The sequence below is a fragment of the Clostridium nigeriense genome (assembly GCF_900086595.1).
Classification (GTDB): Bacteria; Bacillota; Clostridia; order Clostridiales; family Clostridiaceae; genus Clostridium; species Clostridium nigeriense.
The window spans coordinates 3,480,243-3,505,044 of sequence record NZ_LT575472.1 but is presented as its reverse complement, the minus strand read 5'-3'; the positions used below and the strand labels follow the sequence as shown (position 1 = coordinate 3,505,044).

Sequence of the window (24,802 nt, the reverse complement as noted above, 5' to 3'; positions counted from 1 at the left end):
AAAATTATCTTCAGGGCGGGGCGTAATTCCCCACCGGCGGTATAGCCCGCGCGCTAAGTTTTAGCATGATTCGGTGAAACTCCGAGGCCGACAGTATAGTCTGGATGAAAGAAGGTAAGGTGTTAGATATTGCTTATTATGTAAGTTTAATTGGCAAATCTTATTTCCTATGACTTTGTACCCTGATGTAAAAAAATTACATCAGGTTTTTTTATTATAAAAAAGGTACAAATAAATAAAAATGAAATATTTTTTGTTAAATAAATATCAATTGTAAGCACTAACCCATGCCCCAGAGGATATCTTTTGGGAGGAGATATAAAATGAATAATCAACAAAACAAAAATCTAAACAAATTTATTAAAATTTCACTTTTAGGTGCTATAGCTGTAGTACTTATGTATTTTGATTTTCCAATACCTTTCTTACCATTTCCATGGCTTAAAATTGATTTAAGTGATATACCAGCACTTATGGGAGCATTTGCTTTTGGACCAATGGCAGGAGTAGTAATAGAATTATTAAAGAATTTATTGATATTAATTGTGAAAGGAACTGGAACAGGTTTTGTTGGAGAAATTGCCAATTTTATAGTAGGAATTTCTTTAGTTGCTCCAGCAGCATGGGTTTATCATAGAAATAAAAGTAAGAAAACAGCTTTACTTGGAATGTTGTTAGGGACATTATGTATTGAAATTGTAGGAATTATAGCTAATGTATATTTCTTAGTACCTGCATATGGAATGAAAATGGCTACAGATGAAATTATTAACTATGTAACTATAGGGTTAGTACCTTTTAACGGAATAAAAGCTATAATGGTATGTAGTTTAACTTATGTTTTATATAAGAAGGTTTCATTAGCAATTTTCAAAGTAGATTCCAATTTTGATAGAGTAGAAAAAAGAAAATTAAAATCAATTTAAGTATAGATATAAGATAGATAGGAATTTAAATTCCTATCTATTTTTTATACATAGGAATTTATAAAGATTATCCAATTATTAAGGACATTTTATAATTTTTACCCTTCGGTTTTAAAGTATTAAAATATTATAAGAATGCGACTTTAAGCTTGAGGCTTAACCCAGATATTATATTAATGGTTTTTTATGTTGTAAGTTAGGTAAGAATAAGATATACTAATATAGTTGCAAATGCAACTATATTAGTATATCTTATTTGGGAGAGTATAATGGAAGAAAATAAATGTGAAAATATAGCAAGATATATTTCTGAAATTCAAAGAAAAGGTAATATATTTTTTTTGAAAGAATTAGCAGATTTAAGTTTAGGATATGGGCAATTTAATTATTTAATGGAATTATATAAAAAAGATGGAGTTAGACAAGAGGATTTATCTTTAAGCTTAAATATTGATAAGGGTACAACTGCAAGGGCCATAAAAAAATTAGAGACCGAAGGATTTATTAATAAGATTCATGATGAAAATGATAAGAGAGCCTATAGAATATTTTTAACGGATAAAGCTTTAAGAAATAAAGAGGCTATATATGAAGTAGCAATAAAATGGGAAAGTAACATAACAAATAAGTTAACTATAGAAGAAAGAGAACTAATGTTGAAGTTATTGAAAAAATGTATATAAGGAGTGTGATTTAATGAATACACAAGAATTATTAGCTAAGGAAAAGATAAGCAAATTATTATTGAAATATTCAATACCAGCTATAATAGGTATGGTAGTTAATGCTTTATATAATGTAGTAGATAGAATTTTTATAGGTAATATTCCAGGGGTAGGATCACTAGCTATAACTGGAGTAGGAGTAACACTACCTATTACAACAATTATCCTTGGATTTTGTATGTTAGTAGGAGTAGGAGCTACTACTACTATTTCTATTAGGCTTGGCCAGGGTAAAAAGGAAGAAGCAGAGAAAGTTATAGGTAATGCAATAACATTATCAATAATTATTGCATTAATCTTAACAGTAATAGGATTAGTTTTTGGAAATTTTATATTAACTAAATTTGGTGCAAGTGAAAGTACTTTATACTATGCAAAAGCATACATATATATAATACTTATAGGTACAGTATTTAATGTAGTAGCATTTACATTAAACAACACTATAAGAGGAGATGGAAATCCAAAGTTAGCTGCTATAATAATGGTTATTGGTTGTTTAACTAATATTGTATTAGATGCAGTTTTAATATTTGTATTTAATATGGGAATACAAGGAGCTGCAATTGCAACAATAATATCCCAATTCATTACTGCTTTTATAGGAATAAGATATTATGTAAGCGGAAAATCAAACTTAAAGTTTTTAAAATCTAGTTTGAAATTAAATAGAAAGATAACAGTACAAATATTATCCATAGGGGCGGCTCCTTTTGCTATGCAAATTGCAGCTAGTTTAGTTCAGGTTATTGCTAATAATGTTTTAAGAACTTATGGAACTGATATTGCTATTGGTGCAATGGCAACTATATCTTCTGTAAGTCTTATGTGTTTAATGCCTATATTTGGAATAAACCAAGGAGCACAGCCTATTATAGGATTTAACTATGGTGCAAAACAAGAAAAAAGAGCTCATGAAGCATATAAGCTATCTCTTTTAGTTGCAACAATAATACTAGTAGTAGCATTTATATTAGTTCAAACATTCCCAGAAGCTATAATAGGAATATTTAATAAGGATCCTAAGTTCATGGATATATCAGTTAAGGGATTAAGAATTTATCTATTAATGCTACCTATAGTAGGAATATCCGTTACAGGTTCTAACTATATTCAATCTATTGGTGAAGCAAAAATAGCTATGTTTTTAAGTTTACTAAGACAAGTAATATTATTAGTTCCATTTATAATAATCTTACCAAGAGTATTTGGTCTAGGATTAAATGGAGTGTGGATAGCACAACCATTAAGTGATTTAATCTCTTCAACTATAACTGCAGTAATACTTATAAGAAGTATCAAACATAAAGAAAAAGTAGAAGAAATTAAGTTAAAGAAAGCAAATTAAAGGGGATGTTTAAAACATCCCCTTATAATTTTTTACTCATTAATATTGCATCTTCTTTATTATCTTCATAATAGCCTTTTCTGATTCCATCTATTATAAAACCATGTTTTTTATAAAGGTTTTGAGCCGTATAATTTGAAGCTCTTACTTCTAAATTAATTAATGTACAGCTTAAATCATCACAAAGATTGATTAATGATTCTAATAGTTTATTACCTATACTTTTTCCTCTATAATCTGAACTAACAGCTATATTAGTTATACTTCCTTCACCTATAACTATCCAAACTCCAACAAAGCCAACTACTAAATTTAGATCTTCATCTCGAGCTACTATATACTTTGCTAAAGGATTATTTAATTCACTTTTTATTGAGTCTATACTCCAAGGAATTGAAAAGCAAGATTTTGATATATTAAAAATTCCATTAATATCTTTATCTGTCATTAAATTATAAGTTATTTTCATTTTTTAGTGCTAACCTTTTTTCTAATTCTCTTTGAGCCTGTGGCTTTTTTAAATAAAAAGGAGATGAATTTAAATCGTCTTGTTCATTGTTTAATAGCATTTTAACACCTAACTCTCCTAAAGAAGAAGCTCTTATAACACTAAGATGATTTGGTGCAAATAATGCGTTGGGGAAATTTTTTAATAAATAATCCTTATGTTTATTTACAGCATCTCCAGTAAAAATAACTGTTTCTCCTTTTTCTTTTAAGATATCAATTAATTCATCTAATTCTAAAGCTGAATAATCAATTAATTTTTCTAAGTTTCCATTATTACCCTTATAAAGGCAAGTATAAACGCTACTTCTCAATGCATCCATAATTGGGCATATAATGCCATCAAAGTTAACAAGAGAGTATGCAAGAGAATCTAAACTAGAAATACTAATGTAAGGCTTGTTTGCACCTAAGCTTAGTCCTTTTATAGTAGCCATTCCTATTCTTAATCCTGTAAAGGAACCAGGGCCTTTTGAAACTACAAAGCCATCTACATCATCAATATCTAAATTCGAATCCTTTAGTAGTTTATCAACAATATCCATAATTAATGTGGAATGTTCTAATTTATTATTAATAGTATATTCTGCAATTAAGTTATTTTCATCTAAAAGAGCAGCAGTAGCTACTTTAGATGCTGAATCAATACTTAAAACTATCATAAGCTTAACTCCTTTATATAATTATATCTTTCTCCATAAGGAGTAATAGTAATTTTTCTAAAATTTTCACCTCTTGATAAATCTTTCTCTATTAAAATATGTAAATACTCATTTGGTAAAATTTCTTCAATATAATTAGCCCATTCAATAACAGATACACCATTTGAAAATATATAATCATCAAAACCAATAGCGTAAATTTCATCAGGATCACTAACTCTGTAAACATCAAAATGGTATAGTTTAAGTCTTCCTGAATCATATTCATTAACTATTGTAAATGTTGGACTTGTTATATGTTCATCTATTTCTAAACCTCTTGCAATTCCTTTTGTTATGTGAGTTTTCCCAGTTCCTAAATCTCCAGTTAAACAAACTATATCACCAGAATTCAGTAGCTTACCTATAGAAACTCCTAATTCGGTAGTTTCTTCTATATCTTTAACATAAAAATGCATATGGAATCTCCTTTCTAAATACTATATAATAATATATATTCTATCCAAAATGAATAAAAAAAGAAAGTTAAAAAATATATATACATATATTTTAAGTTGTAATATATTTGTAATTCTTTTTTATAAGTGATAAGATATTATGAAGGTAGTAAAGAATTATATTCCTTGGAGGAAATTATTATGAAGAAGTTAACATATGCTTTAGTTATTTTTACTTCTATTTTATTTTTAGGATTAACCTTTTCTTATAATCCGTTAATGGCTAATCCAACAGATGAATTTGATGAAGAAAAAGAAGTATATTTAAATATATTAGTAGTAAATAAGGAACTTTATAACATGACTAAGGATTTAGTTGGAAATAAGCATAATGTTGAGTACTTATTTAGTAATGAAAAAGAAGTTAGAGAATTTAAAATAAATGATAATATCATAAATAATGTGTTAAATATGGATTTATTTATATATAATGGCTTAGGGTATGAGCCCTGGATAAATAAGATTGTAGATAGTTCTAAAAATTCAAATGTTGGTGTAATTAATGCTAGTAGAGGTATAAGACCAATAACAAAAGAACTGTCAACAGTTAATGAAGAAAATCCATATTACTTATTAGGATTTAATGAATATAAAATAGCATTATATAATATAAAAACAGCACTACAAGAAAGAGATATTAAAAATAGAAATTATTATGAAGAAAATTATAATAATATAGTTAAAAATTTAGATGAATTCTTAGCTAAGTCAAAAGAAGAGCTAGATTCATATAAGGACTATACTATAGTTACTAATACAGATAAGTTTGATTATCTATTTAGAGAGATTGGAATTTCCGTAGAGAAATTAATAGATGGTAAAGAAAAAATTAATAAAAATGAACTAGAAAAAAGTATTTTTCTATATGACAGGGATAATAACACTATAGATGAATTAAAAAATAAAATGAAAAATGAATATATATATGTTGGGCTAAACTCCCCTGAAGATGCTAGTGTATTAACTAGAAATATTACTAATATTCTTGAAGCAATAAAAAATAAAAGTAATAGTTGATTTTTAGGTATACATAAGATATAATAGTTATTGTTGTACAAAGGGGTATAGCTCAATTGGTAGAGTAGCGGTCTCCAAAACCGTTGGTTGTGGGTTCGATTCCTACTGCCCCTGCCAAAATGAAAATAGGAAAGTCTTTGATATTGCTAGGTTCAAGACTTTCCTATTGTATTATTATTTATTTACTTTGAGTAGCTTGGTTGTGTTTTGGTTGTAATCTAAAATACTTTCCAAGTTATTTTTTTTATAAGAATTCTGCTGCTTTATATATTTCTTCTTTTTGCATATCTAAATTAACGTGTACATAAGTATCCATTGTAAAGGCAACATTACTATGACCTAACCTTTTAGATATTACTTTTACATTTGTACCAGCCTTTAATAACATTGTAGCGTGTGTATGTCTCGTACCATGGAATGTTATTCTTTCTTTTATTCCACAATAATCTAGGGCATCTCTAAAGTTTTGACTTACATAATGAGGGTCTAATGGTCTACCATCTTCCCAATGAAAAACAAAATCATCTTTTTTTTCATTTTTACAGCCATTTATAGATATTACCTTGGTTGTATTTTGTAATTTGCGAAGTAGCTCAATAGTTGATGGATAAAGGCTTATAACCCTTTTGGCATTGGTTGTTTTTAGTTTTACTAATCTTAATTTCCCATCAACTCTTTGGAGTTGTTCTTCTACTTTTATTACTCCGATTTTAAAATCTACATTTTCCCATCTAAGTCCACATAGCTCACCTACACGCATACCAGTATGACATGCTAGATAAGTTATATTATATAAAAAATGATTTTCAAGTTTTTTTAAATACTCTTTTACTTTGCTAGGTTCCCAGAATTCTATTTCTTTTTTTACTTCTTTAGGTTTAGTTACTAAATCACAAGGATTAGTATTTAATAACTGCCATTGTTGCGCACATTTTAAAGCTAAATGGAAAGTTCTATGTGTTTTTAATAATGTATTTGTGCTTATTTCTTTATCCTCAAGTACATCTTTATAAAATTTTTCTATCACCAATGGATTTAATTTAGAAATTTTTATGTTACCCAAATAATTATTTATATCATTAACAGATAATTTATATCTCTTATAAGTATTTGGAGAGCAATTAGACTTCACATAGGTTTCCATCCAATAATCTAAATAATCACGTACAATCATTTTTTCATTATCTATAGTTGTTCCTTTATCTAACTCCGTTATTAATTGTGCTAAAGCAATTTCACATTCCTTTTTGGTTCTAAATCCTCTTTTTCTTTTGTATTTATATTTATCTGTGGTTGGGTCTTTACCTATACATACAAGGTAAGACCAGGAAGAACCTTCTTTCCGTACAGTTCCTTTCACAGAAACACCTCCTTATAGGTTATTGACCACGTAAACCTAATAATATTTCTGGATGTTTAGCAGCAATATTAGAAAATTCTTCTGCTTCCTTTTCAGCAATAGTTACGGAATAGGCTTTATTCAAATGAGAATATACATGTTTTGCTTCATGCCACAATTCTTTTATTTGTTGTTCATAGCTTAAAGAAGGATCTATAGCAATGCAAAATCTATCAGTATTAGTCATAACAAGAGCTTTTGCTCCTAAGTCTTCTACATATACTATTCGTAATTCACCACATTCTTCTAACATTTTTAGTTTTAATCCAATTTGAATAACTTCATCCATATAACCAATCCCTTCATCTAGTTGTTATTCTCGTCCTCAAAAATTTCAATCATTTTTAACACTTTTTTTCTATTTTCTTTGGATAATTGTTTAGCTTTAGAAAATAATAGTTTCATATCTTCTTCTAAATCTTCTAGTTCTTCGTCAATAGGGTCTTGCTCGAAAAGGTCAGATACGCTAATGCCTAATGCTTTTGCGATTTTATCTAATATTTCGATGTTAGGATTTTCTTTAATTCCATTTTCAAGTTCACTTAAATACCCTTTACTCACACCAGATTCTCTGGAAAGTTTAGATAAGGAAATTCCTCTCTTATTCCTAATTTCTGCAATTTTAGAACCAACCATAATAAATACACACCTTTCTATGTTCGCCCTCAATGAATATTATATCACCTTTTTGTTCTCTGTCAACGAAAAATAAAGAAAAATTTAGCAATTATTAGGAAGTACAAGGTAATTTGTTCAGGTCGCTTACAGAGAACGATTTGAGGTATTGTTCTCTATTGGAGAACGATATATAATAAAGTCACAAGGAGGGAGAACATGAATAAAATTAAAGAAATAAGAAATCAAAAGAAGCTCTCACTAAGAGAATTAGCTAAAAAAGCTAAAGTTTCAGCATCTTATATTTCTGAATTAGAGAACGATTCAGAGAACAAAAAAAATCCAACAAAAGAAATAATGGAAAAAATTGCAGAAGCTCTAGAGAGAACAGTTCCAGAAGTATTTTATTAAAGGAGGAAATTGAATAATGTTTATTACACCAAAAAAATTTGCTGAAAAAACAGGAGAAAATTATGATCTAATTTTAGATTTATGTAAAAAGGGAAATATTAAATGTGAGAGAACAGATGGAGGTCATTTTAAAATTTATTACACAGAATTAGATAAATTTACTAAGCAAAATGAAGATTTTATATCTAGAGAACAATATGAAGCAGTTATAAGAGAGAATGAAAGACTTAAAAGTTTTATTATACAGTTAAAAACTCTTGTAACAAGTTGTAATTAAGGAGGACAAGCTATATGAAATATGAAAAAATAATCAAAAAAATTTGTGAAAACAGATTAATAGGATTTGAATCTAAACAAGAAGATGCACAACTTATAGCAAAAGTAATCGAAACTCTTGCCGGAGAAGAAAACTTATCTATAAGTCATGCACAAGCAATCTTAGAAGATGCTAAAAAGATTATACCCATGATAGTAACCTTTTAAAGGCCTAATGATTTTCTATCTAAGATTTTCGCTTTAGGAGTAGGTAAATCCTTAAGTTGCTTTTCAGCTTGGGAATATGCTTCAACGTACTTAGAAGTAAAATCTTCTACCAATTTAGAATAGCCAGATTCTTTATACTCCGGAAGGTTAGTTTCAATGTAAAGTTTAGCACATTTAGAAGCTATTTCATTACAAGCAGTTTTAATATCCATAAAAACACCTCCTTTCAACATAGATTTTACCATATGTTAGGAGAAAAGAAAAAAAAGAGGCAAGCTATATAAATAAAATAATAAATATTTCAATTGAATAGTTTAAGAATTTATTGGTAATTCTATTTTTGATGGAGCACTTTAACTAAGTGTGAATACAAAAAAAGGAGACATTAAACAATGACTATCAATGTAGTAATCCATTATCCAGAAACTGAAGAAGGGATTAATAATCTGATAAACTCACAAGTTACTGTAATGATAGATATATTAGAGAATCAGATTGGTATTGAGAAAACAAAAATGCTTATCGATAAGTTGAGAACATCAAATAAAGTGTAATGTTATTAAAAATAGGAGGGAGTATTAATGTTATTAGATTACTTAACAGAAGTTAAGGAAAGTCTACCAGAAAAAGAGTTTTTAGATTTTATGAAAGATGTTGAGAACGACATAAAAGTGAATAGAGTTGCCTTTGGTAAAAGGACAAGCCAAGATGAATTTAAAAATATATGTGAAATATTAAAGGGGGCTATGAGTAGATGATTGAGTTTGATGATTATGGAAGAATGAAATATAATCCAGAGCTTCATCCTAATCACGGGAAACCTTGGACATATGAAGATACTAAATATTTAATTGACTGGCTAGAAAAGATTGGCTATGAAGAAATGTCACTTGCATTAGGAAGAACAGAATCTACTTTAAGAGATAAAGTCTTTAAATTACGTAAAAAGGGATTGATGAAAGAGGGTGATAAATCAATACGTCATATAAGGCTTTTAAGGAGGTGCGAAGGTGAACAGATTGTTACTTATTAATAGTAATGCTATAAGGCTAGGAAGGAGAAGCAGGTGGATAAAATCAATATTAAATTGGAAATAGCAAAAGAAGTTGAACATAAGGTTGTTGATAAAGGTTTAGAATTAAATGCAGCTTTAAGAGAAGCTAAAGAAATTTATAAAGAAAAAGCTCATAACTTAACCGACCAAAGTAAAAGTTACGAGCACATAAAAACATTCAATGACATTATAACACAGAAAGTGGGTGTTAACCATAGGTAAGTTTAATTTAGAAATTCAAAAAGCTAAAGAAGAAGTAATTCAAAGGAGAAAAGAAACTTGGGTTAAAGATTGGCTAAGAAAGAATCCTAAGGAAAGAGTTGCACCAGAGCCGCCATTAGAAGAAGTTACTCCAAAGGCATGGTTTATAGCTGAATGGGATACAGGTTTTGTGTTAGCAGATTATGAAGAACTTAAGAAGTGTCCTAAAAGGCAGAGAGAAAAGATTTTATCATTAGGGGGAATTTAATGGATAAGATAGCATTAGTTAAATTTCCTAGAGGAAGTTTTGATCAGGAGTATTCATATAAGACAGATATAGAAGATTTAAAGAAAGATGATGTTTTAGTTGTACAAGCTAACAACTCATATTCAATAGCAATATTTCAAAGATATTCTTCTACAAATAGAAATATCGAACAGGCCACAAAATGGATAGTTCAAAAAGTAGATGTAGAAGAATTTGAAACTAAATTATTTTTAGGAGAACTAGAATGAGGGCATTAAGCAAAAAGGAGTTTATGAATAAAGTTATTAATGACATGTACAATAGGCAAAGGCTAGAGAAAGAAAGACTGAAAAGTGCTGATGTTCATGCAATAGAAAATGTTTATAGAATACAAGAATATAGGAGGAAAAAGAAATGAAAATTATAGCAGAATTTAATTCAACAAATGAGGTACTAGATTTTATTAATGCTTTTGGTGCTGGAGTAGTAACAAGTCAAATAACTATTGATGGGGCAAAAGTAGGTACAGCATTAGAAGATATAAAAGAAAGTAAAAAGTCTAGTCCAATTAAGGAAGAAGTAAAAACAGTTGAGAAAGAAGAAACTCAAAAAGTTGAAAAGTCTAATGATGTTACAGAAGATAAAGAAAGTGAAGTAGTTAAGATTACTAAGGAACAAATAAGAGAGGTATTCTCTAAATTAATTAAGGCTGGTAAGCAAAAAGAAGCTAAAGAATTAACAGCTAAATATGGTGCTAGCAAAGTTGGTGAAGTTAAAGAAGAAGATTATGCAGCAATACTAAAAGATGCGGAGGAATTATTATAATGGCACATGCAATACTTAGTGCTTCAGGAGCTAGTAGGTGGATGGCTTGCACTCCATCTGCTAGACTAGAGCAAAATTTTGAAAACAAAACTTCTGAATATGCAGCAGAAGGAACATTGGCTCATGAGTTAGGAGAACTGAAATTAAGGAAAGAATTAGAAGGACTATCAACAAGAAGTTTTAATTCAAAGGTTAAGAAGATACAAGAAGATAAGTTATACACAGCTGATATGCCAGATTATGTGGATATGTATGTTGAAACTTGTTTAGAAAGAGTTAGTGAAGCTAAGGCTAAAACTCCTGATGCACTTTTCAAAATAGAACAAAGATTAGATTTTAGTGAATGGGTTCCTGAAGGATTCGGAACTGGTGACTTTGTAATTATAGCTGATGGAACTATGGAAGTGTGTGACCTTAAGTATGGAAAAGGTGTTCCAGTAAGTGCTAACAACAATAAGCAAATGATGTTATATGCATTAGGAGCTATATCAGAGTTTTCATTCTTATATGATATTGAAAAAGTAAGGATGACAATAATTCAACCAAGGTTAGATAACATATCTACTTTTGAAGTAACAGTTGAAGAACTTCTTAAATGGGCTGAAGAATATGTGAGGCCAAAAGCAGAACTAGCTATAAAAGGAGAAGGAGAGTTTTGTGCAGGAGATCATTGTAGATTCTGTAGAGCTAAAGCAGTATGTGAGGCAAGAGCAGAAAAGAACTTAGAACTAGCTAAGTATGACTTCCAAAAGCCTAACACATTAGATAATAATGATATAGCTTATATATTAAGTAAAGTAGACGAACTTGTTAATTGGGCAGGTGACGTAAAAGAATATGCACTTGAACAAGCATTACAAGGAGAAGAGTTTGATGGATATAAGGTTGTTGAAGGTAGAAGTAATAGGAAATGGTCTAGTGAAGATGATGTTGCAAAAGTACTAATAGGACAAGGATTCCAAGAGAACATGATATATACTAAAAAGCTTGATGGTATTACTAAAATAGAATCTGCTATAGGTAAAAAAGAAGTTCAAAGGCTACTTGGAGATTACATTGTTAAGCCAGTTGGTAAGCCTACATTAGTACCTATAACAGATAAAAGAGAGCCATATAATCCAGCTAAATCTGATTTTCTAGATTAGGAGATTGATTATGAGTTTAGCAGATGATTATTGCGAGTATTTAGCTTTTAAAGAATATAAAGCTAATTATTATATTGATTTAAATGATCCATTATTTGATTTTAATAAAGTATATGAAAGTGAGGAAAAAAGAATGAAAGTAACAGCAAAAAGAACAGGAACAAAGGTAACTACAGGAAAGGTGAGATTAAGTTATGCACACTTATTCGAACCTCATGCAATAGAAGGAAACGAGCCTAAATATTCAGTATCAGTAATTATACCAAAGAGTGACAAGGAAACTTTACAAGCTATTAAAGAAGCAGTAAATGAAGCTAAGGAACAAGGGAAAGGTAAATGGAGTGGTAAAGTACCAGCTAATATTAAAACACCTTTAAGAGATGGTGATGTAGAAAGACCAGATGATGAAGCTTATGTAGGTTGTTACTTCTTGAATGCTAATAGTAAGAATAAGCCAGGAATAGTCGATATAAATGTACAACCTATTTTGGATGCAACAGAAGTTTATTCAGGTTGCTATGGTAGATTAACTCTTAATTTCTATGCGTATAATGCAAATGGTAATAAAGGAATAGCTGCAGGACTTGGAAATGTTCAAAAGTTAGCAGATGGAGAACCATTAGGAGGATTCACTAGAGCCGAAGATGACTTTGAGGCAATAGAATCAGCAGAAGATAGCTTCTTAGATTAGGAGAAGAAATTATGAGAACACTTGCAATAGATGTTGAAACATATTGCGAGTTAGACATTAAAAATGTGGGTGCTTATAGATATTGTGAGCACCCATCTTTTGAAATAATGTTATTCGCATATGCTTATGATGATGAACCAGTACAGATAATTGACTTTATGAATGATGAAACTTTACCTTTTGAAGTTATAGAAGATTTAGAGAATCAAGATGTATTAAAAACAGCATTTAATGCTAACTTTGAAAGAAATGCAATAGCTAATGATTCTTATTGGCCTAATGGTATAGAGGATATGAATCCAGAGCAATGGGATTGCACAATGATACAAGCTTTAAGAATGGGTTTACCAGGTAGCCTTGATATGGTTGGTAAAGCATTGAATTTTGAAGAAGATAAGCAAAAGATGAAGGAAGGTAAGGCCTTAATACAATATTTTTGTAAGCCATGTAAGCCTACTAAGACAAATGGAGGTAGGACTAGGAATCTTCCAGAACATTATCCTGAAAAGTGGGAGCTATTTAAAAAATATTGTAAACAAGACGTAGAAGTAGAAAGAGAAATAAGAAGAAGGCTTAATAAGTATAAACCTACTGATAAAGAAAAAAGATTATGGGATTTAGATCAAGAGATTAATGATAGAGGTATAAACTTAGATTTAATATTAGCAGAACAAGCGATAAAATGTGATGAACAGTTTAAAGATAGATTAACTAAAGAAGCAATAGAACTTACAGGATTAAGTAATCCTAATTCACCTACTCAATTAAAAAAATGGCTTAGTGAGAAAGTAGGGTACGAAGTTACTAGTTTAACTAAAGATAGTGTTCCTAAATTATTAGAAGCAGCTGAAGATGAAAATGTTAAAAGAGTTTTAGAACTAAGGCAGCTTATGTCTAAGACTTCAATTAAAAAATATAAGGCTATGGAAGATGCTAGATGTGATGATGGAAGATTAAGAGGACTATTGCAGTTTTATGGAGCTAATAGGACTGGTAGATGGGCAGGAAGGTTAGTGCAAGTACAAAACCTACCACAAAATCATTTACCTGATTTAGATGATGCAAGACAACTTGTTAGAGATGGTAAATTTGATGAAGTTGAATTTTTATTTGATAGTGTACCTGATACTTTAAGTCAACTCATAAGAACTGCTTTTATACCTAGTGAAGGTAATAGATTTATAGTTGCTGACTTTTCAGCAATAGAAGCAAGAGTAATAGCCTGGTATGCAGCTGAGAAATGGAGATTAGAAGTTTTTAAAACTCATGGAAAGATATATGAAGCTTCAGCTAGTCAAATGTTTAAAGTTCCAATAGAAGATATTAAAAAAGGTAGTGATCTAAGACAAAAAGGTAAGATAGCAGAACTTGCTCTGGGATATGGGGGAAGTGTAGGAGCTATAAAGTCTATGGATAAGTCAGGAAGTATTCCAGAAGAAGAATTACCTGGACTAGTTAGAAGTTGGAGAAATGCTAATCCTAATATAACTAAGTTTTGGTGGGATTGTGATAAAGCAGCTAAGAAAGCCATAAATGAAAGAACAACTGTAAGCATGCAATATGGACTTAAATTTATCTATGATCCTGGAGTATTATTCATTCAATTACCTTCTGGAAGAAGATTAAGTTATGTAAGGCCTAAGATTGAAGAACACCAAACTTTTGAAGGCTACAAAATAACATATGAGGGTATGGAACAAACAAGTAAACAATGGACTAGACAAGATACTTATGGACCAAAACTTGTGGAGAATATAGTTCAAGCAACAGCAAGGGATTGTTTAGCAGAAGCTCTATTTAATGTTGATAAAGCTGGATATAAAACTGTAATGCATGTACATGATGAAATTGTTATGGATGTACCTATTGGTTTTGGCAGTGTAGAAGAAGTTAATAATATATTTGGCCAAGAAATTAGTTGGGCACCAGGACTTCCTTTAAAAGCAGATGGATATGAGTGTAATTACTACATGAAAGATTAAAGTAATTTAATTAATTTTTAAAATATAATTTTGGTATTTTAATTAATTTTGAATTTATTACGAAATAAAATTAAAAATGAAAGTGAGGAAATTAGAATGAAAGTCAAAGATTTAATAGCAAATTTAGAAAGGCAAAATCAAGAAAATGAGGTTTATATAGCTACGCAAGATGGTACTGATATTCTTGATATTTTTGAAACCACAGGTTGTAAATTTCTAAGTGGTGAAACCTTTACTTTAATTAATCCGGTAGGTATGGATGATTATATATCACCATTAAAGTAATTCGCCATTCAAATAAAAAAGAACTACATATACTGTAGTTCTTAGCGAATGAGTGAGATTTAATTTAATTAATTTTAGATTTACAAATAAGCTGAATTTAATTAATTTTTAAACCTAGTTATAGAGTATCCCCTAGGATAGATTTTACCATTCTAAGATAGAGATACTTTAAAATACTTTAAGATATTTTTATTAGATAAGCAATAATCATAATTAAGATTAGGTGTTGCAATACATCTAATAAAAATTCTCTTCTAGTTTTACCCATTAAATCTCACTCCTATATTCAATTATAAGTATAACACTATTATTATATTAAAAAAGTAAAGGAGATAGAAGTGGATAATAAAGGAATAACAAAATTTCTAGAAGAAAATGCTTGTAGAACTAAAGGTGAAACCTTAATAAGGGTAGTTAGAAAATTCAATTTGAGTAAAGAAGAAGCAGAAGAAATTTATAATGCTTGGAAGAAAGAGTATATGAAATTTAAAGGTAATCATTAAATAAGGAGTGTGAGCTATGGATATTAAGACTAAAGAGGATATAGAATTAAAAATTAAATATGATGGTTCCATAGCCTTAGCAACAGGTAAAAGTAAGAAAGAAACACATTGGAAGAATAAAACTATAAGTTGGTCAGATTTAGTTAAAAAGTTAAGTATTACTACAAGAACACCTGAAACTGTAGCAGAATACAAGAAAATGGGTAAGGTTGATAAAGATAGAGTAAAAGATGTTGGTGGATTCGTAGGAGGTACACTTAAAAATGGTAGAAGATTAAAAGCTAATGTAGCTAATAGAACATTGCTAACATTAGACCTGGATTATGTTGAAGGAGATATATGGTCCAGTATAGAGCTCTTATATGACTTTAATGTTGTTATGTATTCAACTCATACACATACAACCGATAATCAAAGATTAAGATTAGTAATCCCATTATCAAGGCCAGTTCTTCCAGATGAATATCAGGCTATTTCAAGAATGGTTGCAGACGATTTAGGAATAGACCAATTTGATGATACAACATATGATCCAGAACGATTAATGTATTGGCCATCAACTTCATGTGATGGAGATTATGTATTTAAATATCAAGATTTACCCTGGCTTAATCCTGATGAAATATTAGAAAGATACCCATTTGGTTGGCGAGATGTTAGTTATTGGCCAGAAAGTTCAAGAGCTAGGGCAAAATTAAGTAAGGCATTAAGCAAACAGGAAGATCCTTTAACTAAGAAAGGAATTATAGGAGCTTTTTGTAGGACATATTCAATAACTGAATCCATAGGAGAGTTCTTAGCTGATATATATATTCCTGGCGCCGATAATACTAGATACACTTATTCAGAAGGAAGTACAACAGGTGGTGTAGTTATCTATGATGATAAATTTAGTTATAGCCACCATGGTACGGATCCAGCTTCAAATACTTTATGTAATGCATTTGACTTAGTAAGAATCCATAAGTTTGGAGAATTGGACGAAGGAGCTAAGGAGGGAACTCCAGCTAATAGGCTACCTAGTTTTACGAAAATGAGTGAATTTGCATCAAGTAATAAAAAAGTAATGGAAACCTTGGGTAAGGAAAAGATGCTAGCAGCTCAGGAAGATTTTGACCAAATCGAAGAAGATGAAATAAATACAGAATGGCTAAAAAAATTAGAGTATACGGAACAAGGTAAGCTAAGAAGTACAATAAGTAACTTTAGCTTAATTATAGAAAATGAGCCACTACTTAAAGATAAAATTGCTTACAATGAATTTTCTAATAGAGCTGTAGTGATTGGCCAACTTCCTTGGAGAAGAAAAGGGAATATGGGTGATTGGAATGATACAGATGATAGTGGGCTTAGAGAGTTTATTGAAAAATATTATGGAATAAGTTCTACTGCAAAATGTGCTGATGCATTAGCATTAAGTTTTGAGAATCATTCTTTCCATCCTATAAAAGATTACTTAGAAGGGTTATCGTGGGATGGTAAAGAGAGAATAAATTCTTTATTTATAGATTATTTAGGTGCTGAAGATAGTAGTTATGTAAGAACAGTAACAAGAAAAATATTAGTTGCAGCAGTAGCAAGAGTTTTTATTCCAGGTATCAAGTTTGATAATATGCCAGTACTTGCAGGTACACAAGGTATAGGTAAAAGTACAATAATTAAAAAGCTTGGCCAACAATGGTATAGTGATTCATTAACTACAGTATCAGGCAAAGAAGCTTATGAACAATTACAAGGTGTATGGATACTAGAAATGGGAGAAATGATGGCCACAAAAAAAGCTGATATTGAAGCAACAAAACATTTCTTAAGTAAGACAGAAGATATTTATAGAGTTGCTTATGGTAGAAGGACAAGCCGATTCCCAAGACAATGTGTATTTATAGGAACAACTAATGATAGGGAGTTCTTAAGAGATAAAACTGGTAATAGAAGATTTTGGCCAATAGATGTAGGGGTAAAAACTCATAGTAAAAGTGTATTTGATGATTTAAATCAATATGAAATAGATCAAGTTTGGGCTGAAGCAGTTGAGCTATGGAAAGCAGGAGAAAAGTTATTCCTAACTGGAGAAGAAGAAAAAGAAGCTAAAAGACAACAAGAAGAACATAGCGAGGAAAGTGCTAAAGCTGGGCTTATTGAAGAATATTTAGATAGATTATTACCTGAAGATTGGTATGAGTTAGGTATTCCTGAAAAAAGAAACTTCATACAAGGGACTGAATTTGGAGAATCAAAAGAAGGAACTTTAAGAAGAGATAAGACTTGTGTTATGGAAATATGGGTTGAACTATTTAACGGAGATCCTAAACAATTAACACCTATGCAGTCAAGAGAAATAAATGATATTTTAACTGGAATTAAAGGGTGGGCAAAAGCAAATGGTACTTTAAGATTTGGTAAAGTGTATGGAAGACAAAGAGCTTATATTAGAAAAAATTAATGGATACAAAGTTTTGTTTTACGAAATAAGTAAATGGATACAATGGATACAAAAATAATTGTTCTGTATCCAGTATTGTATCCATCTTAAAGCAAGTAATATAAAGGTTTTGAAAGCTACTGGATACAGTGGATACAAAATATTCTTTATAAGTATTATTTATATAATTAGGCATATACCTATATACACATATACGCCTAATACACACATTTATATATATATAGAAATTGTGTATCCATGTATCCACTATAAAGAAGGTGATAAAGTGGAAGAACAAAAAATAGAAAGACGACTTAAAAAAGAAATTGAGTTGATAGGTGGTAAAGCATTAAAGTTTGTTAGTCCAGGAGTGTCAGGAGTGCCTGATAGGATTATTCTTCTTCCATACGGAAAAGTGATATTTGTAGAACTTAAATCACCTGGTAAAAAATTAAGACCAATACAAGAACTTAGAAAAAAAGAATTAGAAAAGTTAGGTTTTGATTATTGGGTGATTGATAGCTATGAGGACATAGAAAGCTTACTTGTTTATATAGAAGTACAAGAATATTAAAAGGAAGTGGTGTAATGCAGTTCAAACCTTGGAACTATCAACAGTATTCCATTAACCATATTATAGATCATAAAGCTTCAGGGTTATTCTTAGATATGGGTATGGGCAAGACAGTTAGCACCTTAACAGCAATAGATAATTTAATTTTCTTAGGTGAAGTAAATAAAGTTTTAGTTATAGCACCACTTAGAGTTGCAGAAGATACATGGAGTACAGAAGTAGAAAAGTGGGACCATCTAAAACATTTAAAAATATCTAAAATTCTAGGAACTAAGAAGCAAAGAGAAGAAGCTTTAATGAAGAATGCAGATATTTATGTAACTAATAGAGAGAATGTAGATTGGTTAGTTAATGAATGTTTTGATAGCTGGATATGGGATATGGTAGTTATAGATGAATTAAGTTCTTTTAAATCTAGTAAAGCAAAAAGATTTAGAGCATTAAAGAAAGTAAGGCCTTATTTTAAAAGAATAGTAGGATTAACAGGAACACCAGCACCTAATAGCTTAATAGATCTTTGGCCACAAATTTATTTATTAGATGGTGGACAAAGATTAGGAAAAACAATAACAGGATTTAAAGATAGATATTTTAATCCAGGAAGAAGAAATGGTTATGTAGTTTATAACTGGGATTTAAAAGAAGGAGCAGAAGAAGCAATTCAAAATAAAATATCTGATATTTGTATTTCGATGAAAGCAGATGATTATCTGGATCTTCCTGAAAGAATAGATAACAAAGTTGAAATATCATTATCTAAAAAGGCTTTAGAAACCTATAAAACATTAGAAAAGGATTTAATTATTGAATTAGGAGAAGAAGATATAACAGCAGCTAATGCAGCAGTGCTAACAAATAAATTATTACAAATTTCTAATGGGGCAATTTATTCTGAATCAAAGGAAGTAGTTAATATTCATGATGAGAAGTTAGAAAAGCTTGAGGAAATTATTGATATATCAAATGGTAAGTCTGTATTAGTATTTTATAACTTCAAACATGACTATAACAGAATATCAGAAATGTTAAATAAGAAAAAAGTAAGTTATCAAACTTTAAATGATTCGGAAGATATTAAAAAATGGAATGAAGGAGAAATACAAGTAGCCTTATTACATCCAGCAAGTGCAGGACATGGGTTAAATCTACAATACGGAGGTAACATTATTGTATGGTTTGGGCTTACTTGGAGTTTAGAGTTATATCAACAAGCTAATGCAAGACTTCATAGACAAGGACAAAAAGAAACTGTAATTATACACCATTTGATAGCTAAGGGAACTGTAGATGAAGATGTCATGAATGCATTGGCCAATAAAGAAATAAATCAAAACATGCTTTTAGAAGCAGTAAAAGCAAGATTGGAGGAAGTATGAAATATATAATTATTTACTTCTTGGTTTTAGCTTTAATAATAATGTTTTTCAAAGGAGCTGATATAGATTGAAACTATTAATGCATGTGTTAAAAGAAAGTAAGAAATTAAATATAGATAATACTAAAATAGGACCAATGGCTATAATAATAAAACTAGATGAAGAATTTAAAGAAGTAGTAAAGGCTATGATGACTTACAGCAGAGATAGAACTTTAAGTAATCTAAAAGAAGTTATTGCAGAAACTTTTGATTTAATTCAGATGTGTATATTAATTTTATGGAGATGTCATAGACAGGCACTTGATTTTGATGAACCTAACTCATTAAAAGATATTAATATGGCACATAAGGATAAGTTAGTAGAAAGACAATGGATCTTTGAAACTGGAATTGAAATTGACATTAAGGAATAGGAGGGATATAAGTGGAAAAGATAAGTTATGAGGAAGCAGTTAAGATTGGAGTAAGAGAAGGAATAAAATATATTAAAGAACAAGAATATCAAAAGTTAACTAAGAGATATGATAGAAGATTAAGAAATACCAGATTACTTCTTAAGCATTATAGAGGGCTTACCATTCATAGTGATTTTAGTGATACAGTTATCAATAAGGTATATTATGAAAATGCTGTAGATGTGTTAGATGACATAGAAGCGATAAATGATGAAGAGCAATATGTACAAGCTATAAGTAGAACTAAAGTTCGAACAACAATAATGGTTGGACATATAAATAAATCTATTAAATATTATGAAGCTATTTGTAAAAGTGAAGGTAAGAATAAAATTAGAAGGTATAAGATAATAAAATACATGTATATAGATCCTAATGAAAATCAAACAATACCAACATATGAAGAAGTAGCAGAAAAATTTGATATTACTGTTAAGACAGTAGGAAGAGATGTAAGATTAGCAATTGAAGATTTATCAATATTATTTTTTGGAATTGATGGAATTAAGCTTTAAAAAATGTCCTTTTTAAATTGCATCAATACTAGTAATACAGCCAAAAATATAATAATAATATATGAAAAAATGTCCTTTTCAATGGGATTGTGGTACTTTTTATACCATAGTATAATGGTATCAAGTAATTTTATAAATTAGCACCTAGATAAATTCTGTATAAGGATTTAGGTGCTTTTTTTATATTTAAAGAAGGAAACCTAATCAATATGTAGAAATATCTATATAGATGGGAGGTTGAAAGAAAATGGATATTAAGTTAACGGATGAACAATGTTATGAGATAGCTGATAGTATAGTAAGTGGAAATTTTAGAATGTATGGATTAGGACATTTTGATTTAGGATTAGATGAAATGGCCCAAATAATTAAAATTGCATTTAATGAAACTAATTCAAAAGAAAAAATGTTAGAATATTATGAAGAAATACAATTAAAGTAAAAATATTAACAGAGCCCTTTTAGGCTCTTTTTTAATATATAAAAATACAGGAGGTGGCATTAATGGCCAGACTTACAGATAAACAAATAATATTTGCAAATGAATACTTGATAGACCTTAATGCTACTAGAGCATATAAAAAGGCTTATCCTAATGTGAAAAAAGATAGTGTAGCAAAGGCAGCAGCAAGTAGACTGTTAACTAATGTTAACCTTAAAAACTATATTGATGAACAGCTTAAGAAAATAGAAGATGAAAGCATAGCAAATGCAACAGAAGTTATGAAATACCTTACAGCAGTAATGAGAAATGAACTAACAGAAGAAGTTGTTGTTGTAGAAGGTGAAGGAGAAGGATGTTCATCAGCAAGAATAGTTAAGAAAGATATATCAGCTAAAGATAGAAATAAAGCAGCAGAGTTATTAGGTAAGAGATATAGATTGTTTACTGAAAAGATTGAAGTTGATGGTGTTCAACAAGTACAGATAGTAGATGATATAGATGATTAAAGTAAAACTAAAATCAATAATAGCAGAAAGCTTTTATGAAGCACATAAAGATATAAAAAGAGGACTTCATACTCACTACTGGTTTAAAGGTGGTAGAGGTAGTACGAAGTCTTCTTTTATTTCTATTGAAATAGTTCTAGGAATGATGAAAGATGCACAAGAAGGAATAATGTCTAATGCTTTGATACTAAGAAGGGTTAAAGATACTCTATCAGAATCAGTAAGAGATCAGATTAAATGGGCAATAGATATATTAGGTGTAAGTGATGAATGGCACGTTCCAGAAGCTAAATTAACAATAACGTATAAGCCAACAGGGCAAGTAATAAGATTTAAAGGTGCTGATAATCCTAAGAAAGTTAAATCTACCAAAGTACCTAAAGGATATATTAAATATATTTGGTATGAAGAAGTAGACGAGTTTGAAGGAAAACATAAAATAGATACCATTAATCAGTCTTTAATGAGAGGTGGACCAAAATTCTTTGTATTCTATTCTTTTAACCCACCAGAAAGTCAAAGGAATTGGTGTAACCAAGAAGTTATAGAGCAAAGAGAAGATAAATATATACATCATAGTGATTATAGAGCAGTACCTAAAGAGTGGTTAGGAGAACAATTTATTATTGAAGCTGAACACATGAAGAAGGTTAATCCTACTAAATATGAACATGACTATTTAGGAGCTGTAACTGGAACTGGTGGAGAAGTATTTAGAAATATAACAGTAAGAGAAATAACAGATGATGAAATAAAAGTATTTGATAGATTAAAGAATGGATTAGACTTTGGATATGCAGCAGATCCTTTGGCTTATTTATTAATGAATTATGATAAGACTAGAAAGAGATTATATATCTTTGGAGAAGTTTATAAAGTTCAATTAAGTAATAGTAAAGCAGTTGAGGAAATAAGGAAACTTAATCCTTTAAATAAAAGAGTAACAGCAGATTCAGCAGAGCCTAGAACTATAAATGAATTTAAGAATCTAGGATTAAATATTGCAGGAGCAAAGAAGGGACCAGATAGTGTTGACCATGGAATTAAGTTCTTAAGTGAAGAAATAGAAGAGATAATAATTGATCCAGTAAGATGTCCTAATGCTAAAAGAGAGTTTGTAGGATATGAAATAGAAAAAGATAAAGAAGGTAATTTAAAGGGAGAATATCCAGATAAAAATAACCATACTATAGATGCTTGTAGGTATGGTATGGAAGATGAAATTAACTCTACTAAGGTAAAAGTTAAGAGCAAGGTTAAGTTGGGATTAAGATAATTTCGTTAAATTTTCGTTTAATGAATATTAGTTAAATTACCTATTTAAGCCATTTATAAGATGTGAAAATAAGAAACTTAGTTTAATAAAACTAAACATTTAAAGTAAAAAGTACTATTTCGCATATGAAGTTACGAAATGATATAAAAAGAGGTGATAAAATGCCAATAATTAAGGATAGAGATTTACTAAATGAAGATGGAAGTATTCCTATAAAGTTATTAGTTAAATGTATTGATGAACATAAGTCTATAGTAAGGAATAAGTACGAGAAGTTAAATAAATATTATGATGGAGAACATAAGATATTAAACAGAACATTATCAAGTACATCTTTACCTAATAATAAGGTAGTTGCTAACCATGCAGAGTATATAACAGATATGGCAACAGGATATGTATTTGGTACTCCAGTAAGCTATGGAGGTAAGGGAGCAGAAGAATTAAATAAGATATTTATAGAAATAGATGAAGATAGTCATAACAATGAGTTAGCTTTAGATTTATCTATATTTGGTGTAGGATATGAATTAATCTATATGAATAACGAAGAAGTTCCTTACCCAGAACTGGCAGTAGTAAGTCCTTTAAATAGCTTTATTGTGGTTGATAGCACAGTTAAACATAAGCCTATGTTTGGAGTGACTCATTATCCTAAGTATGATATTGATAATATATTAAAAGGATATGATGTTAATGTCTATACAGATAAGGATATAACACATTATTTCTTTACAGACTTAACTAGTGAATCACCAACTATTGATGATCCAGAAGAACATTATTTTAAAGGTGTTCCATTAATTGAATATAAAAATAATAAGAAGTTCAAAGGTGATTTTGAAGGAGTAATAACTTTAATAGATGCTTATAACTTATTGCAAAGCGATAGAGTAAATGATAAAGAACAAATGGTGGATGCTTTGCTTGCTGTTATAGGTGCTTCATTAGGTGATGATGGAGAAGAGAAGATAGAAACAGCTAAACTATTGAAGGAATTAAAGATTATTGAACTAGACCAAGGTGGAGATGCTAAATGGTTAGTTAAAAGTCTTAATGAAACTGAAATAGAAGTATTAAAGAACTCATTAAAAGATGATATACACGAATTCAGTAAAGTACCATGTCTTACTGATGAAAACTTTGTTGGTAATGCTTCTGGAGTAGCTATGAAGTACAAGCTATTAGGCTTTGAACAACTAGGAAAGACTAAAGAAAGATACTTTAAGCAAGGAGTAAGGCGAAGATTAAGGTTAATGTCTAATATAGAGAATATAAGAGCGAAGAATATAAATCCAAGCGACATAGATATTACTATGAAGAGATCACTTCCAGTTGATGATGAATTGGCAGCTAAAATAGCACAAGAAACAGAAGGGTTTATAAGTTGGGAAACTAGAATCAAAAGATTTGATGAAGAAATAGATGTTAATGAAGAAAGAAAAAGGATAGAAGAAGAAAATAAGAAAAAGTTAGAGGACCAACAAAAAGCTTTTGGATCATATGATTTTAAAAATATAGAAAGGGAAGGTGAAGAAGAATGATAATAATAGCTTGGATAGTATTAATATTAAATATTTTAGTTAGCTTAATAACTTTTCTTGGAATATTTAATGAAAAAACAACTTCTGGAAGAATAGGAAGCTTTATATCTTGTACAGGTGGTATATTAGCTTGCATAGTTTCTATTTATATTTTAAGGCTATGA

The 24,802-nt window shown here is 29.7% G+C and carries 37 protein-coding genes, 1 tRNA gene and 1 riboswitch; of the genes, 31 read left to right on the top strand and 7 right to left on the bottom strand.

Annotated elements, in window-relative coordinates; translation table 11 throughout:
• Positions 1 to 2: 2 nt before the first annotated feature.
• Positions 3 to 120: riboswitch (FMN riboswitch) on the top strand.
• A gap of 203 nt (positions 121 to 323) precedes the next feature.
• From BN6774_RS16470 to BN6774_RS16460, 3 genes are all read left to right on the top strand, one after another.
• Complete coding sequence (locus BN6774_RS16470; protein WP_066895747.1) at positions 324 to 926, top strand: ECF transporter S component; 603 nt, start codon at positions 324 to 326, stop codon at positions 924 to 926.
• 269 nt (positions 927 to 1,195) lie between these two features.
• Entirely contained in the window at positions 1,196 to 1,609 is a 414-nt protein-coding gene (locus BN6774_RS16465) for a MarR family winged helix-turn-helix transcriptional regulator (protein WP_084767080.1), read from the top strand.
• A gap of 13 nt (positions 1,610 to 1,622) precedes the next feature.
• Positions 1,623 to 2,999, top strand: a complete 1,377-nt coding sequence (locus BN6774_RS16460; RefSeq protein ID WP_066895742.1) for an MATE family efflux transporter — start codon at positions 1,623 to 1,625, stop codon at positions 2,997 to 2,999.
• A 22-nt stretch (positions 3,000 to 3,021) separates the two neighbouring features.
• Here the strand turns inward: BN6774_RS16460 and rimI are convergent, their stop codons facing one another.
• The 3 genes from rimI to tsaE are packed head-to-tail and all read right to left on the bottom strand — an operon-like array spanning position 3,022 to position 4,626.
• Positions 3,022 to 3,468: a ribosomal protein S18-alanine N-acetyltransferase gene (gene rimI, locus BN6774_RS16455; protein ID WP_066895740.1), complete on the bottom strand. Its 447-nt coding sequence runs from the start codon at positions 3,466 to 3,468 to the stop codon at positions 3,022 to 3,024.
• A complete protein-coding gene (gene tsaB, locus BN6774_RS16450) occupies positions 3,452 to 4,168 on the bottom strand; it encodes a tRNA (adenosine(37)-N6)-threonylcarbamoyltransferase complex dimerization subunit type 1 TsaB (protein ID WP_066895738.1) in 717 nt (238 codons plus the stop codon). Before tsaB ends, rimI begins: the two co-directional genes overlap by 17 nt.
• Entirely contained in the window at positions 4,165 to 4,626 is a 462-nt protein-coding gene (gene tsaE / locus BN6774_RS16445) for a tRNA (adenosine(37)-N6)-threonylcarbamoyltransferase complex ATPase subunit type 1 TsaE (protein ID WP_066895736.1), read from the bottom strand. The genes tsaB and tsaE overlap by 4 nt, the downstream gene beginning before the upstream one ends.
• 180 nt (positions 4,627 to 4,806) lie before the next feature.
• Between tsaE and BN6774_RS16440 the strand changes: the two genes are divergently transcribed.
• Together BN6774_RS16440 and BN6774_RS16435 are read left to right on the top strand one after the other, a co-directional pair.
• On the top strand, positions 4,807 to 5,682 hold the full coding sequence (locus BN6774_RS16440; protein ID WP_066895733.1) for a metal ABC transporter substrate-binding protein: 876 nt from the start codon (positions 4,807 to 4,809) through the stop codon (positions 5,680 to 5,682).
• A 41-nt stretch (positions 5,683 to 5,723) separates the two neighbouring features.
• Positions 5,724 to 5,799: transfer RNA gene (locus tag BN6774_RS16435), tRNA-Trp, on the top strand.
• A gap of 127 nt (positions 5,800 to 5,926) precedes the next feature.
• Here BN6774_RS16435 and BN6774_RS16430 read toward each other — a convergent pair.
• The 3 genes from BN6774_RS16430 to BN6774_RS16420 are packed head-to-tail and all read right to left on the bottom strand — an operon-like array spanning position 5,927 to position 7,717.
• The gene (locus BN6774_RS16430) at positions 5,927 to 7,042 is read right to left on the bottom strand and encodes a site-specific integrase (RefSeq protein WP_066895731.1); all 1,116 of its coding nucleotides are present in this window, start codon (positions 7,040 to 7,042) and stop codon (positions 5,927 to 5,929) included.
• Between the two features lie 19 nt (positions 7,043 to 7,061).
• Complete coding sequence (locus BN6774_RS16425) at positions 7,062 to 7,370, bottom strand: lectin (protein ID WP_066895730.1); 309 nt, start codon at positions 7,368 to 7,370, stop codon at positions 7,062 to 7,064.
• Positions 7,371 to 7,387: 17 nt separating this feature from the next.
• Positions 7,388 to 7,717, bottom strand: a complete 330-nt coding sequence (locus BN6774_RS16420; RefSeq protein ID WP_066895721.1) for a helix-turn-helix domain-containing protein — start codon at positions 7,715 to 7,717, stop codon at positions 7,388 to 7,390.
• 198 nt (positions 7,718 to 7,915) lie between these two features.
• Between BN6774_RS16420 and BN6774_RS16415 the strand changes: the two genes are divergently transcribed.
• From BN6774_RS16415 to BN6774_RS16405, 3 genes are read left to right on the top strand one after another with little or no spacing between them, the layout of a single operon-like run.
• Positions 7,916 to 8,107 (top strand): helix-turn-helix domain-containing protein, encoded by a 192-nt coding sequence (locus tag BN6774_RS16415; RefSeq protein ID WP_066895719.1) that lies wholly within the window; start codon positions 7,916 to 7,918, stop codon positions 8,105 to 8,107.
• Between the two features lie 16 nt (positions 8,108 to 8,123).
• The gene (locus BN6774_RS16410; protein ID WP_066895717.1) at positions 8,124 to 8,384 is read left to right on the top strand and encodes a MerR family transcriptional regulator; all 261 of its coding nucleotides are present in this window, start codon (positions 8,124 to 8,126) and stop codon (positions 8,382 to 8,384) included.
• A 14-nt stretch (positions 8,385 to 8,398) separates the two neighbouring features.
• A complete protein-coding gene (locus tag BN6774_RS16405) occupies positions 8,399 to 8,590 on the top strand; it encodes a hypothetical protein (RefSeq protein WP_066895715.1) in 192 nt (63 codons plus the stop codon).
• Here BN6774_RS16405 and BN6774_RS16400 read toward each other — a convergent pair.
• On the bottom strand, positions 8,587 to 8,802 hold the full coding sequence (locus BN6774_RS16400; protein ID WP_066895713.1) for a hypothetical protein: 216 nt from the start codon (positions 8,800 to 8,802) through the stop codon (positions 8,587 to 8,589). The genes BN6774_RS16405 and BN6774_RS16400 overlap by 4 nt on opposite strands.
• A 180-nt stretch (positions 8,803 to 8,982) precedes the next feature.
• Here BN6774_RS16400 and BN6774_RS18685 point away from each other — a divergent pair, with 180 nt between their 5' ends.
• From BN6774_RS18685 to BN6774_RS18560, 23 genes are all read left to right on the top strand, one after another.
• On the top strand, positions 8,983 to 9,144 hold the full coding sequence (locus BN6774_RS18685) for a hypothetical protein (RefSeq protein ID WP_167349607.1): 162 nt from the start codon (positions 8,983 to 8,985) through the stop codon (positions 9,142 to 9,144).
• Positions 9,145 to 9,171: 27 nt separating this feature from the next.
• Positions 9,172 to 9,348, top strand: a complete 177-nt coding sequence (locus tag BN6774_RS18575) for a hypothetical protein (RefSeq protein ID WP_159426850.1) — start codon at positions 9,172 to 9,174, stop codon at positions 9,346 to 9,348.
• Positions 9,345 to 9,623, top strand: a complete 279-nt coding sequence (locus BN6774_RS16395) for a hypothetical protein (RefSeq protein WP_066895712.1) — start codon at positions 9,345 to 9,347, stop codon at positions 9,621 to 9,623. Before BN6774_RS18575 ends, BN6774_RS16395 begins: the two co-directional genes overlap by 4 nt.
• Positions 9,624 to 9,656: 33 nt before the next feature.
• On the top strand, positions 9,657 to 9,866 hold the full coding sequence (locus BN6774_RS16390; RefSeq protein ID WP_066895711.1) for a hypothetical protein: 210 nt from the start codon (positions 9,657 to 9,659) through the stop codon (positions 9,864 to 9,866).
• Positions 9,850 to 10,113: a hypothetical protein gene (locus BN6774_RS16385; RefSeq protein ID WP_066895706.1), complete on the top strand. Its 264-nt coding sequence runs from the start codon at positions 9,850 to 9,852 to the stop codon at positions 10,111 to 10,113. Before BN6774_RS16390 ends, BN6774_RS16385 begins: the two co-directional genes overlap by 17 nt.
• Positions 10,113 to 10,361, top strand: a complete 249-nt coding sequence (locus BN6774_RS16380; protein WP_066895704.1) for a hypothetical protein — start codon at positions 10,113 to 10,115, stop codon at positions 10,359 to 10,361. Before BN6774_RS16385 ends, BN6774_RS16380 begins: the two co-directional genes overlap by 1 nt.
• Positions 10,358 to 10,510 carry a hypothetical protein gene (locus tag BN6774_RS18570; RefSeq protein WP_159426849.1) on the top strand — a complete coding sequence of 51 codons (153 nt, stop codon included), beginning with the start codon at positions 10,358 to 10,360 and terminating at the stop codon, positions 10,508 to 10,510. Before BN6774_RS16380 ends, BN6774_RS18570 begins: the two co-directional genes overlap by 4 nt.
• Positions 10,507 to 10,917 (top strand): hypothetical protein, encoded by a 411-nt coding sequence (locus BN6774_RS16375; protein WP_066895702.1) that lies wholly within the window; start codon positions 10,507 to 10,509, stop codon positions 10,915 to 10,917. The genes BN6774_RS18570 and BN6774_RS16375 overlap by 4 nt, the downstream gene beginning before the upstream one ends.
• The gene (locus BN6774_RS16370; RefSeq protein WP_106404283.1) at positions 10,914 to 12,062 is read left to right on the top strand and encodes a DUF2800 domain-containing protein; all 1,149 of its coding nucleotides are present in this window, start codon (positions 10,914 to 10,916) and stop codon (positions 12,060 to 12,062) included. The genes BN6774_RS16375 and BN6774_RS16370 overlap by 4 nt, the downstream gene beginning before the upstream one ends.
• Positions 12,063 to 12,195: 133 nt before the next feature.
• Positions 12,196 to 12,753, top strand: coding sequence for a DUF2815 family protein (locus BN6774_RS16365; RefSeq protein ID WP_066896765.1), 558 nt, complete (start codon positions 12,196 to 12,198; stop codon positions 12,751 to 12,753).
• A gap of 11 nt (positions 12,754 to 12,764) precedes the next feature.
• The gene (locus BN6774_RS16360) at positions 12,765 to 14,735 is read left to right on the top strand and encodes a DNA polymerase (protein WP_066895698.1); all 1,971 of its coding nucleotides are present in this window, start codon (positions 12,765 to 12,767) and stop codon (positions 14,733 to 14,735) included.
• Positions 14,736 to 14,831: 96 nt separating this feature from the next.
• Positions 14,832 to 15,020, top strand: a complete 189-nt coding sequence (locus BN6774_RS16355) for a hypothetical protein (RefSeq protein ID WP_066895697.1) — start codon at positions 14,832 to 14,834, stop codon at positions 15,018 to 15,020.
• Positions 15,021 to 15,358: 338 nt separating this feature from the next.
• Positions 15,359 to 15,523: a hypothetical protein gene (locus BN6774_RS18565; RefSeq protein ID WP_159426848.1), complete on the top strand. Its 165-nt coding sequence runs from the start codon at positions 15,359 to 15,361 to the stop codon at positions 15,521 to 15,523.
• A gap of 16 nt (positions 15,524 to 15,539) precedes the next feature.
• Positions 15,540 to 17,966 (top strand): virulence-associated E family protein, encoded by a 2,427-nt coding sequence (locus tag BN6774_RS16350; protein WP_084767079.1) that lies wholly within the window; start codon positions 15,540 to 15,542, stop codon positions 17,964 to 17,966.
• A 265-nt stretch (positions 17,967 to 18,231) separates the two neighbouring features.
• The gene (locus BN6774_RS16345) at positions 18,232 to 18,519 is read left to right on the top strand and encodes a VRR-NUC domain-containing protein (protein ID WP_066895696.1); all 288 of its coding nucleotides are present in this window, start codon (positions 18,232 to 18,234) and stop codon (positions 18,517 to 18,519) included.
• A gap of 14 nt (positions 18,520 to 18,533) precedes the next feature.
• Positions 18,534 to 19,895, top strand: a complete 1,362-nt coding sequence (locus BN6774_RS16340; protein WP_066895695.1) for an SNF2-related protein — start codon at positions 18,534 to 18,536, stop codon at positions 19,893 to 19,895.
• Positions 19,896 to 19,962: 67 nt separating this feature from the next.
• Positions 19,963 to 20,310, top strand: coding sequence for a hypothetical protein (locus tag BN6774_RS16335; RefSeq protein ID WP_066895690.1), 348 nt, complete (start codon positions 19,963 to 19,965; stop codon positions 20,308 to 20,310).
• A gap of 11 nt (positions 20,311 to 20,321) precedes the next feature.
• On the top strand, positions 20,322 to 20,867 hold the full coding sequence (locus BN6774_RS16330; RefSeq protein WP_066895688.1) for a hypothetical protein: 546 nt from the start codon (positions 20,322 to 20,324) through the stop codon (positions 20,865 to 20,867).
• 247 nt (positions 20,868 to 21,114) lie between these two features.
• Positions 21,115 to 21,309: a hypothetical protein gene (locus BN6774_RS16325; RefSeq protein WP_066895687.1), complete on the top strand. Its 195-nt coding sequence runs from the start codon at positions 21,115 to 21,117 to the stop codon at positions 21,307 to 21,309.
• 62 nt (positions 21,310 to 21,371) lie between these two features.
• The gene (locus BN6774_RS16320; protein ID WP_066895685.1) at positions 21,372 to 21,818 is read left to right on the top strand and encodes a terminase small subunit; all 447 of its coding nucleotides are present in this window, start codon (positions 21,372 to 21,374) and stop codon (positions 21,816 to 21,818) included.
• Positions 21,811 to 23,094 (top strand): PBSX family phage terminase large subunit, encoded by a 1,284-nt coding sequence (locus tag BN6774_RS16315; protein WP_066895683.1) that lies wholly within the window; start codon positions 21,811 to 21,813, stop codon positions 23,092 to 23,094. The genes BN6774_RS16320 and BN6774_RS16315 overlap by 8 nt, the downstream gene beginning before the upstream one ends.
• 161 nt (positions 23,095 to 23,255) lie before the next feature.
• Entirely contained in the window at positions 23,256 to 24,638 is a 1,383-nt protein-coding gene (locus tag BN6774_RS16310) for a phage portal protein (RefSeq protein WP_159426847.1), read from the top strand.
• On the top strand, positions 24,635 to 24,802 hold the full coding sequence (locus tag BN6774_RS18560) for a hypothetical protein (protein WP_159426846.1): 168 nt from the start codon (positions 24,635 to 24,637) through the stop codon (positions 24,800 to 24,802). Before BN6774_RS16310 ends, BN6774_RS18560 begins: the two co-directional genes overlap by 4 nt.

Coding starts and splice junctions, on each gene's coding strand:
- BN6774_RS16425 (WP_066895730.1), bottom strand. CDS start 7,370: ATGGATGAAGTTATTCAAATTGGATTAAAACTAAAAATGTTAGAAGAA.
- BN6774_RS16355 (WP_066895697.1), top strand. CDS start 14,832: ATGAAAGTCAAAGATTTAATAGCAAATTTAGAAAGGCAAAATCAAGAA.
- BN6774_RS16315 (WP_066895683.1), top strand. CDS start 21,811: ATGATTAAAGTAAAACTAAAATCAATAATAGCAGAAAGCTTTTATGAA.
- tsaB (WP_066895738.1), bottom strand. CDS start 4,168: ATGATAGTTTTAAGTATTGATTCAGCATCTAAAGTAGCTACTGCTGCT.
- BN6774_RS16420 (WP_066895721.1), bottom strand. CDS start 7,717: ATGGTTGGTTCTAAAATTGCAGAAATTAGGAATAAGAGAGGAATTTCC.
- BN6774_RS16460 (WP_066895742.1), top strand. CDS start 1,623: ATGAATACACAAGAATTATTAGCTAAGGAAAAGATAAGCAAATTATTA.
- BN6774_RS16310 (WP_159426847.1), top strand. CDS start 23,256: ATGCCAATAATTAAGGATAGAGATTTACTAAATGAAGATGGAAGTATT.
- BN6774_RS18685 (WP_167349607.1), top strand. CDS start 8,983: ATGACTATCAATGTAGTAATCCATTATCCAGAAACTGAAGAAGGGATT.
- BN6774_RS16360 (WP_066895698.1), top strand. CDS start 12,765: ATGAGAACACTTGCAATAGATGTTGAAACATATTGCGAGTTAGACATT.
- tsaE (WP_066895736.1), bottom strand. CDS start 4,626: ATGCATTTTTATGTTAAAGATATAGAAGAAACTACCGAATTAGGAGTT.
- BN6774_RS16400 (WP_066895713.1), bottom strand. CDS start 8,802: ATGGATATTAAAACTGCTTGTAATGAAATAGCTTCTAAATGTGCTAAA.
- BN6774_RS16340 (WP_066895695.1), top strand. CDS start 18,534: ATGCAGTTCAAACCTTGGAACTATCAACAGTATTCCATTAACCATATT.
- BN6774_RS16410 (WP_066895717.1), top strand. CDS start 8,124: ATGTTTATTACACCAAAAAAATTTGCTGAAAAAACAGGAGAAAATTAT.
- BN6774_RS18575 (WP_159426850.1), top strand. CDS start 9,172: ATGTTATTAGATTACTTAACAGAAGTTAAGGAAAGTCTACCAGAAAAA.
- BN6774_RS16465 (WP_084767080.1), top strand. CDS start 1,196: ATGGAAGAAAATAAATGTGAAAATATAGCAAGATATATTTCTGAAATT.
- rimI (WP_066895740.1), bottom strand. CDS start 3,468: ATGAAAATAACTTATAATTTAATGACAGATAAAGATATTAATGGAATT.
- BN6774_RS16350 (WP_084767079.1), top strand. CDS start 15,540: ATGGATATTAAGACTAAAGAGGATATAGAATTAAAAATTAAATATGAT.
- BN6774_RS16440 (WP_066895733.1), top strand. CDS start 4,807: ATGAAGAAGTTAACATATGCTTTAGTTATTTTTACTTCTATTTTATTT.
- BN6774_RS16365 (WP_066896765.1), top strand. CDS start 12,196: ATGAAAGTAACAGCAAAAAGAACAGGAACAAAGGTAACTACAGGAAAG.
- BN6774_RS16395 (WP_066895712.1), top strand. CDS start 9,345: ATGATTGAGTTTGATGATTATGGAAGAATGAAATATAATCCAGAGCTT.
- BN6774_RS16405 (WP_066895715.1), top strand. CDS start 8,399: ATGAAATATGAAAAAATAATCAAAAAAATTTGTGAAAACAGATTAATA.
- BN6774_RS16380 (WP_066895704.1), top strand. CDS start 10,113: ATGGATAAGATAGCATTAGTTAAATTTCCTAGAGGAAGTTTTGATCAG.
- BN6774_RS16320 (WP_066895685.1), top strand. CDS start 21,372: ATGGCCAGACTTACAGATAAACAAATAATATTTGCAAATGAATACTTG.
- BN6774_RS16415 (WP_066895719.1), top strand. CDS start 7,916: ATGAATAAAATTAAAGAAATAAGAAATCAAAAGAAGCTCTCACTAAGA.
- BN6774_RS16375 (WP_066895702.1), top strand. CDS start 10,507: ATGAAAATTATAGCAGAATTTAATTCAACAAATGAGGTACTAGATTTT.
- BN6774_RS18570 (WP_159426849.1), top strand. CDS start 10,358: ATGAGGGCATTAAGCAAAAAGGAGTTTATGAATAAAGTTATTAATGAC.
- BN6774_RS16470 (WP_066895747.1), top strand. CDS start 324: ATGAATAATCAACAAAACAAAAATCTAAACAAATTTATTAAAATTTCA.
- BN6774_RS18560 (WP_159426846.1), top strand. CDS start 24,635: ATGATAATAATAGCTTGGATAGTATTAATATTAAATATTTTAGTTAGC.
- BN6774_RS16325 (WP_066895687.1), top strand. CDS start 21,115: ATGGATATTAAGTTAACGGATGAACAATGTTATGAGATAGCTGATAGT.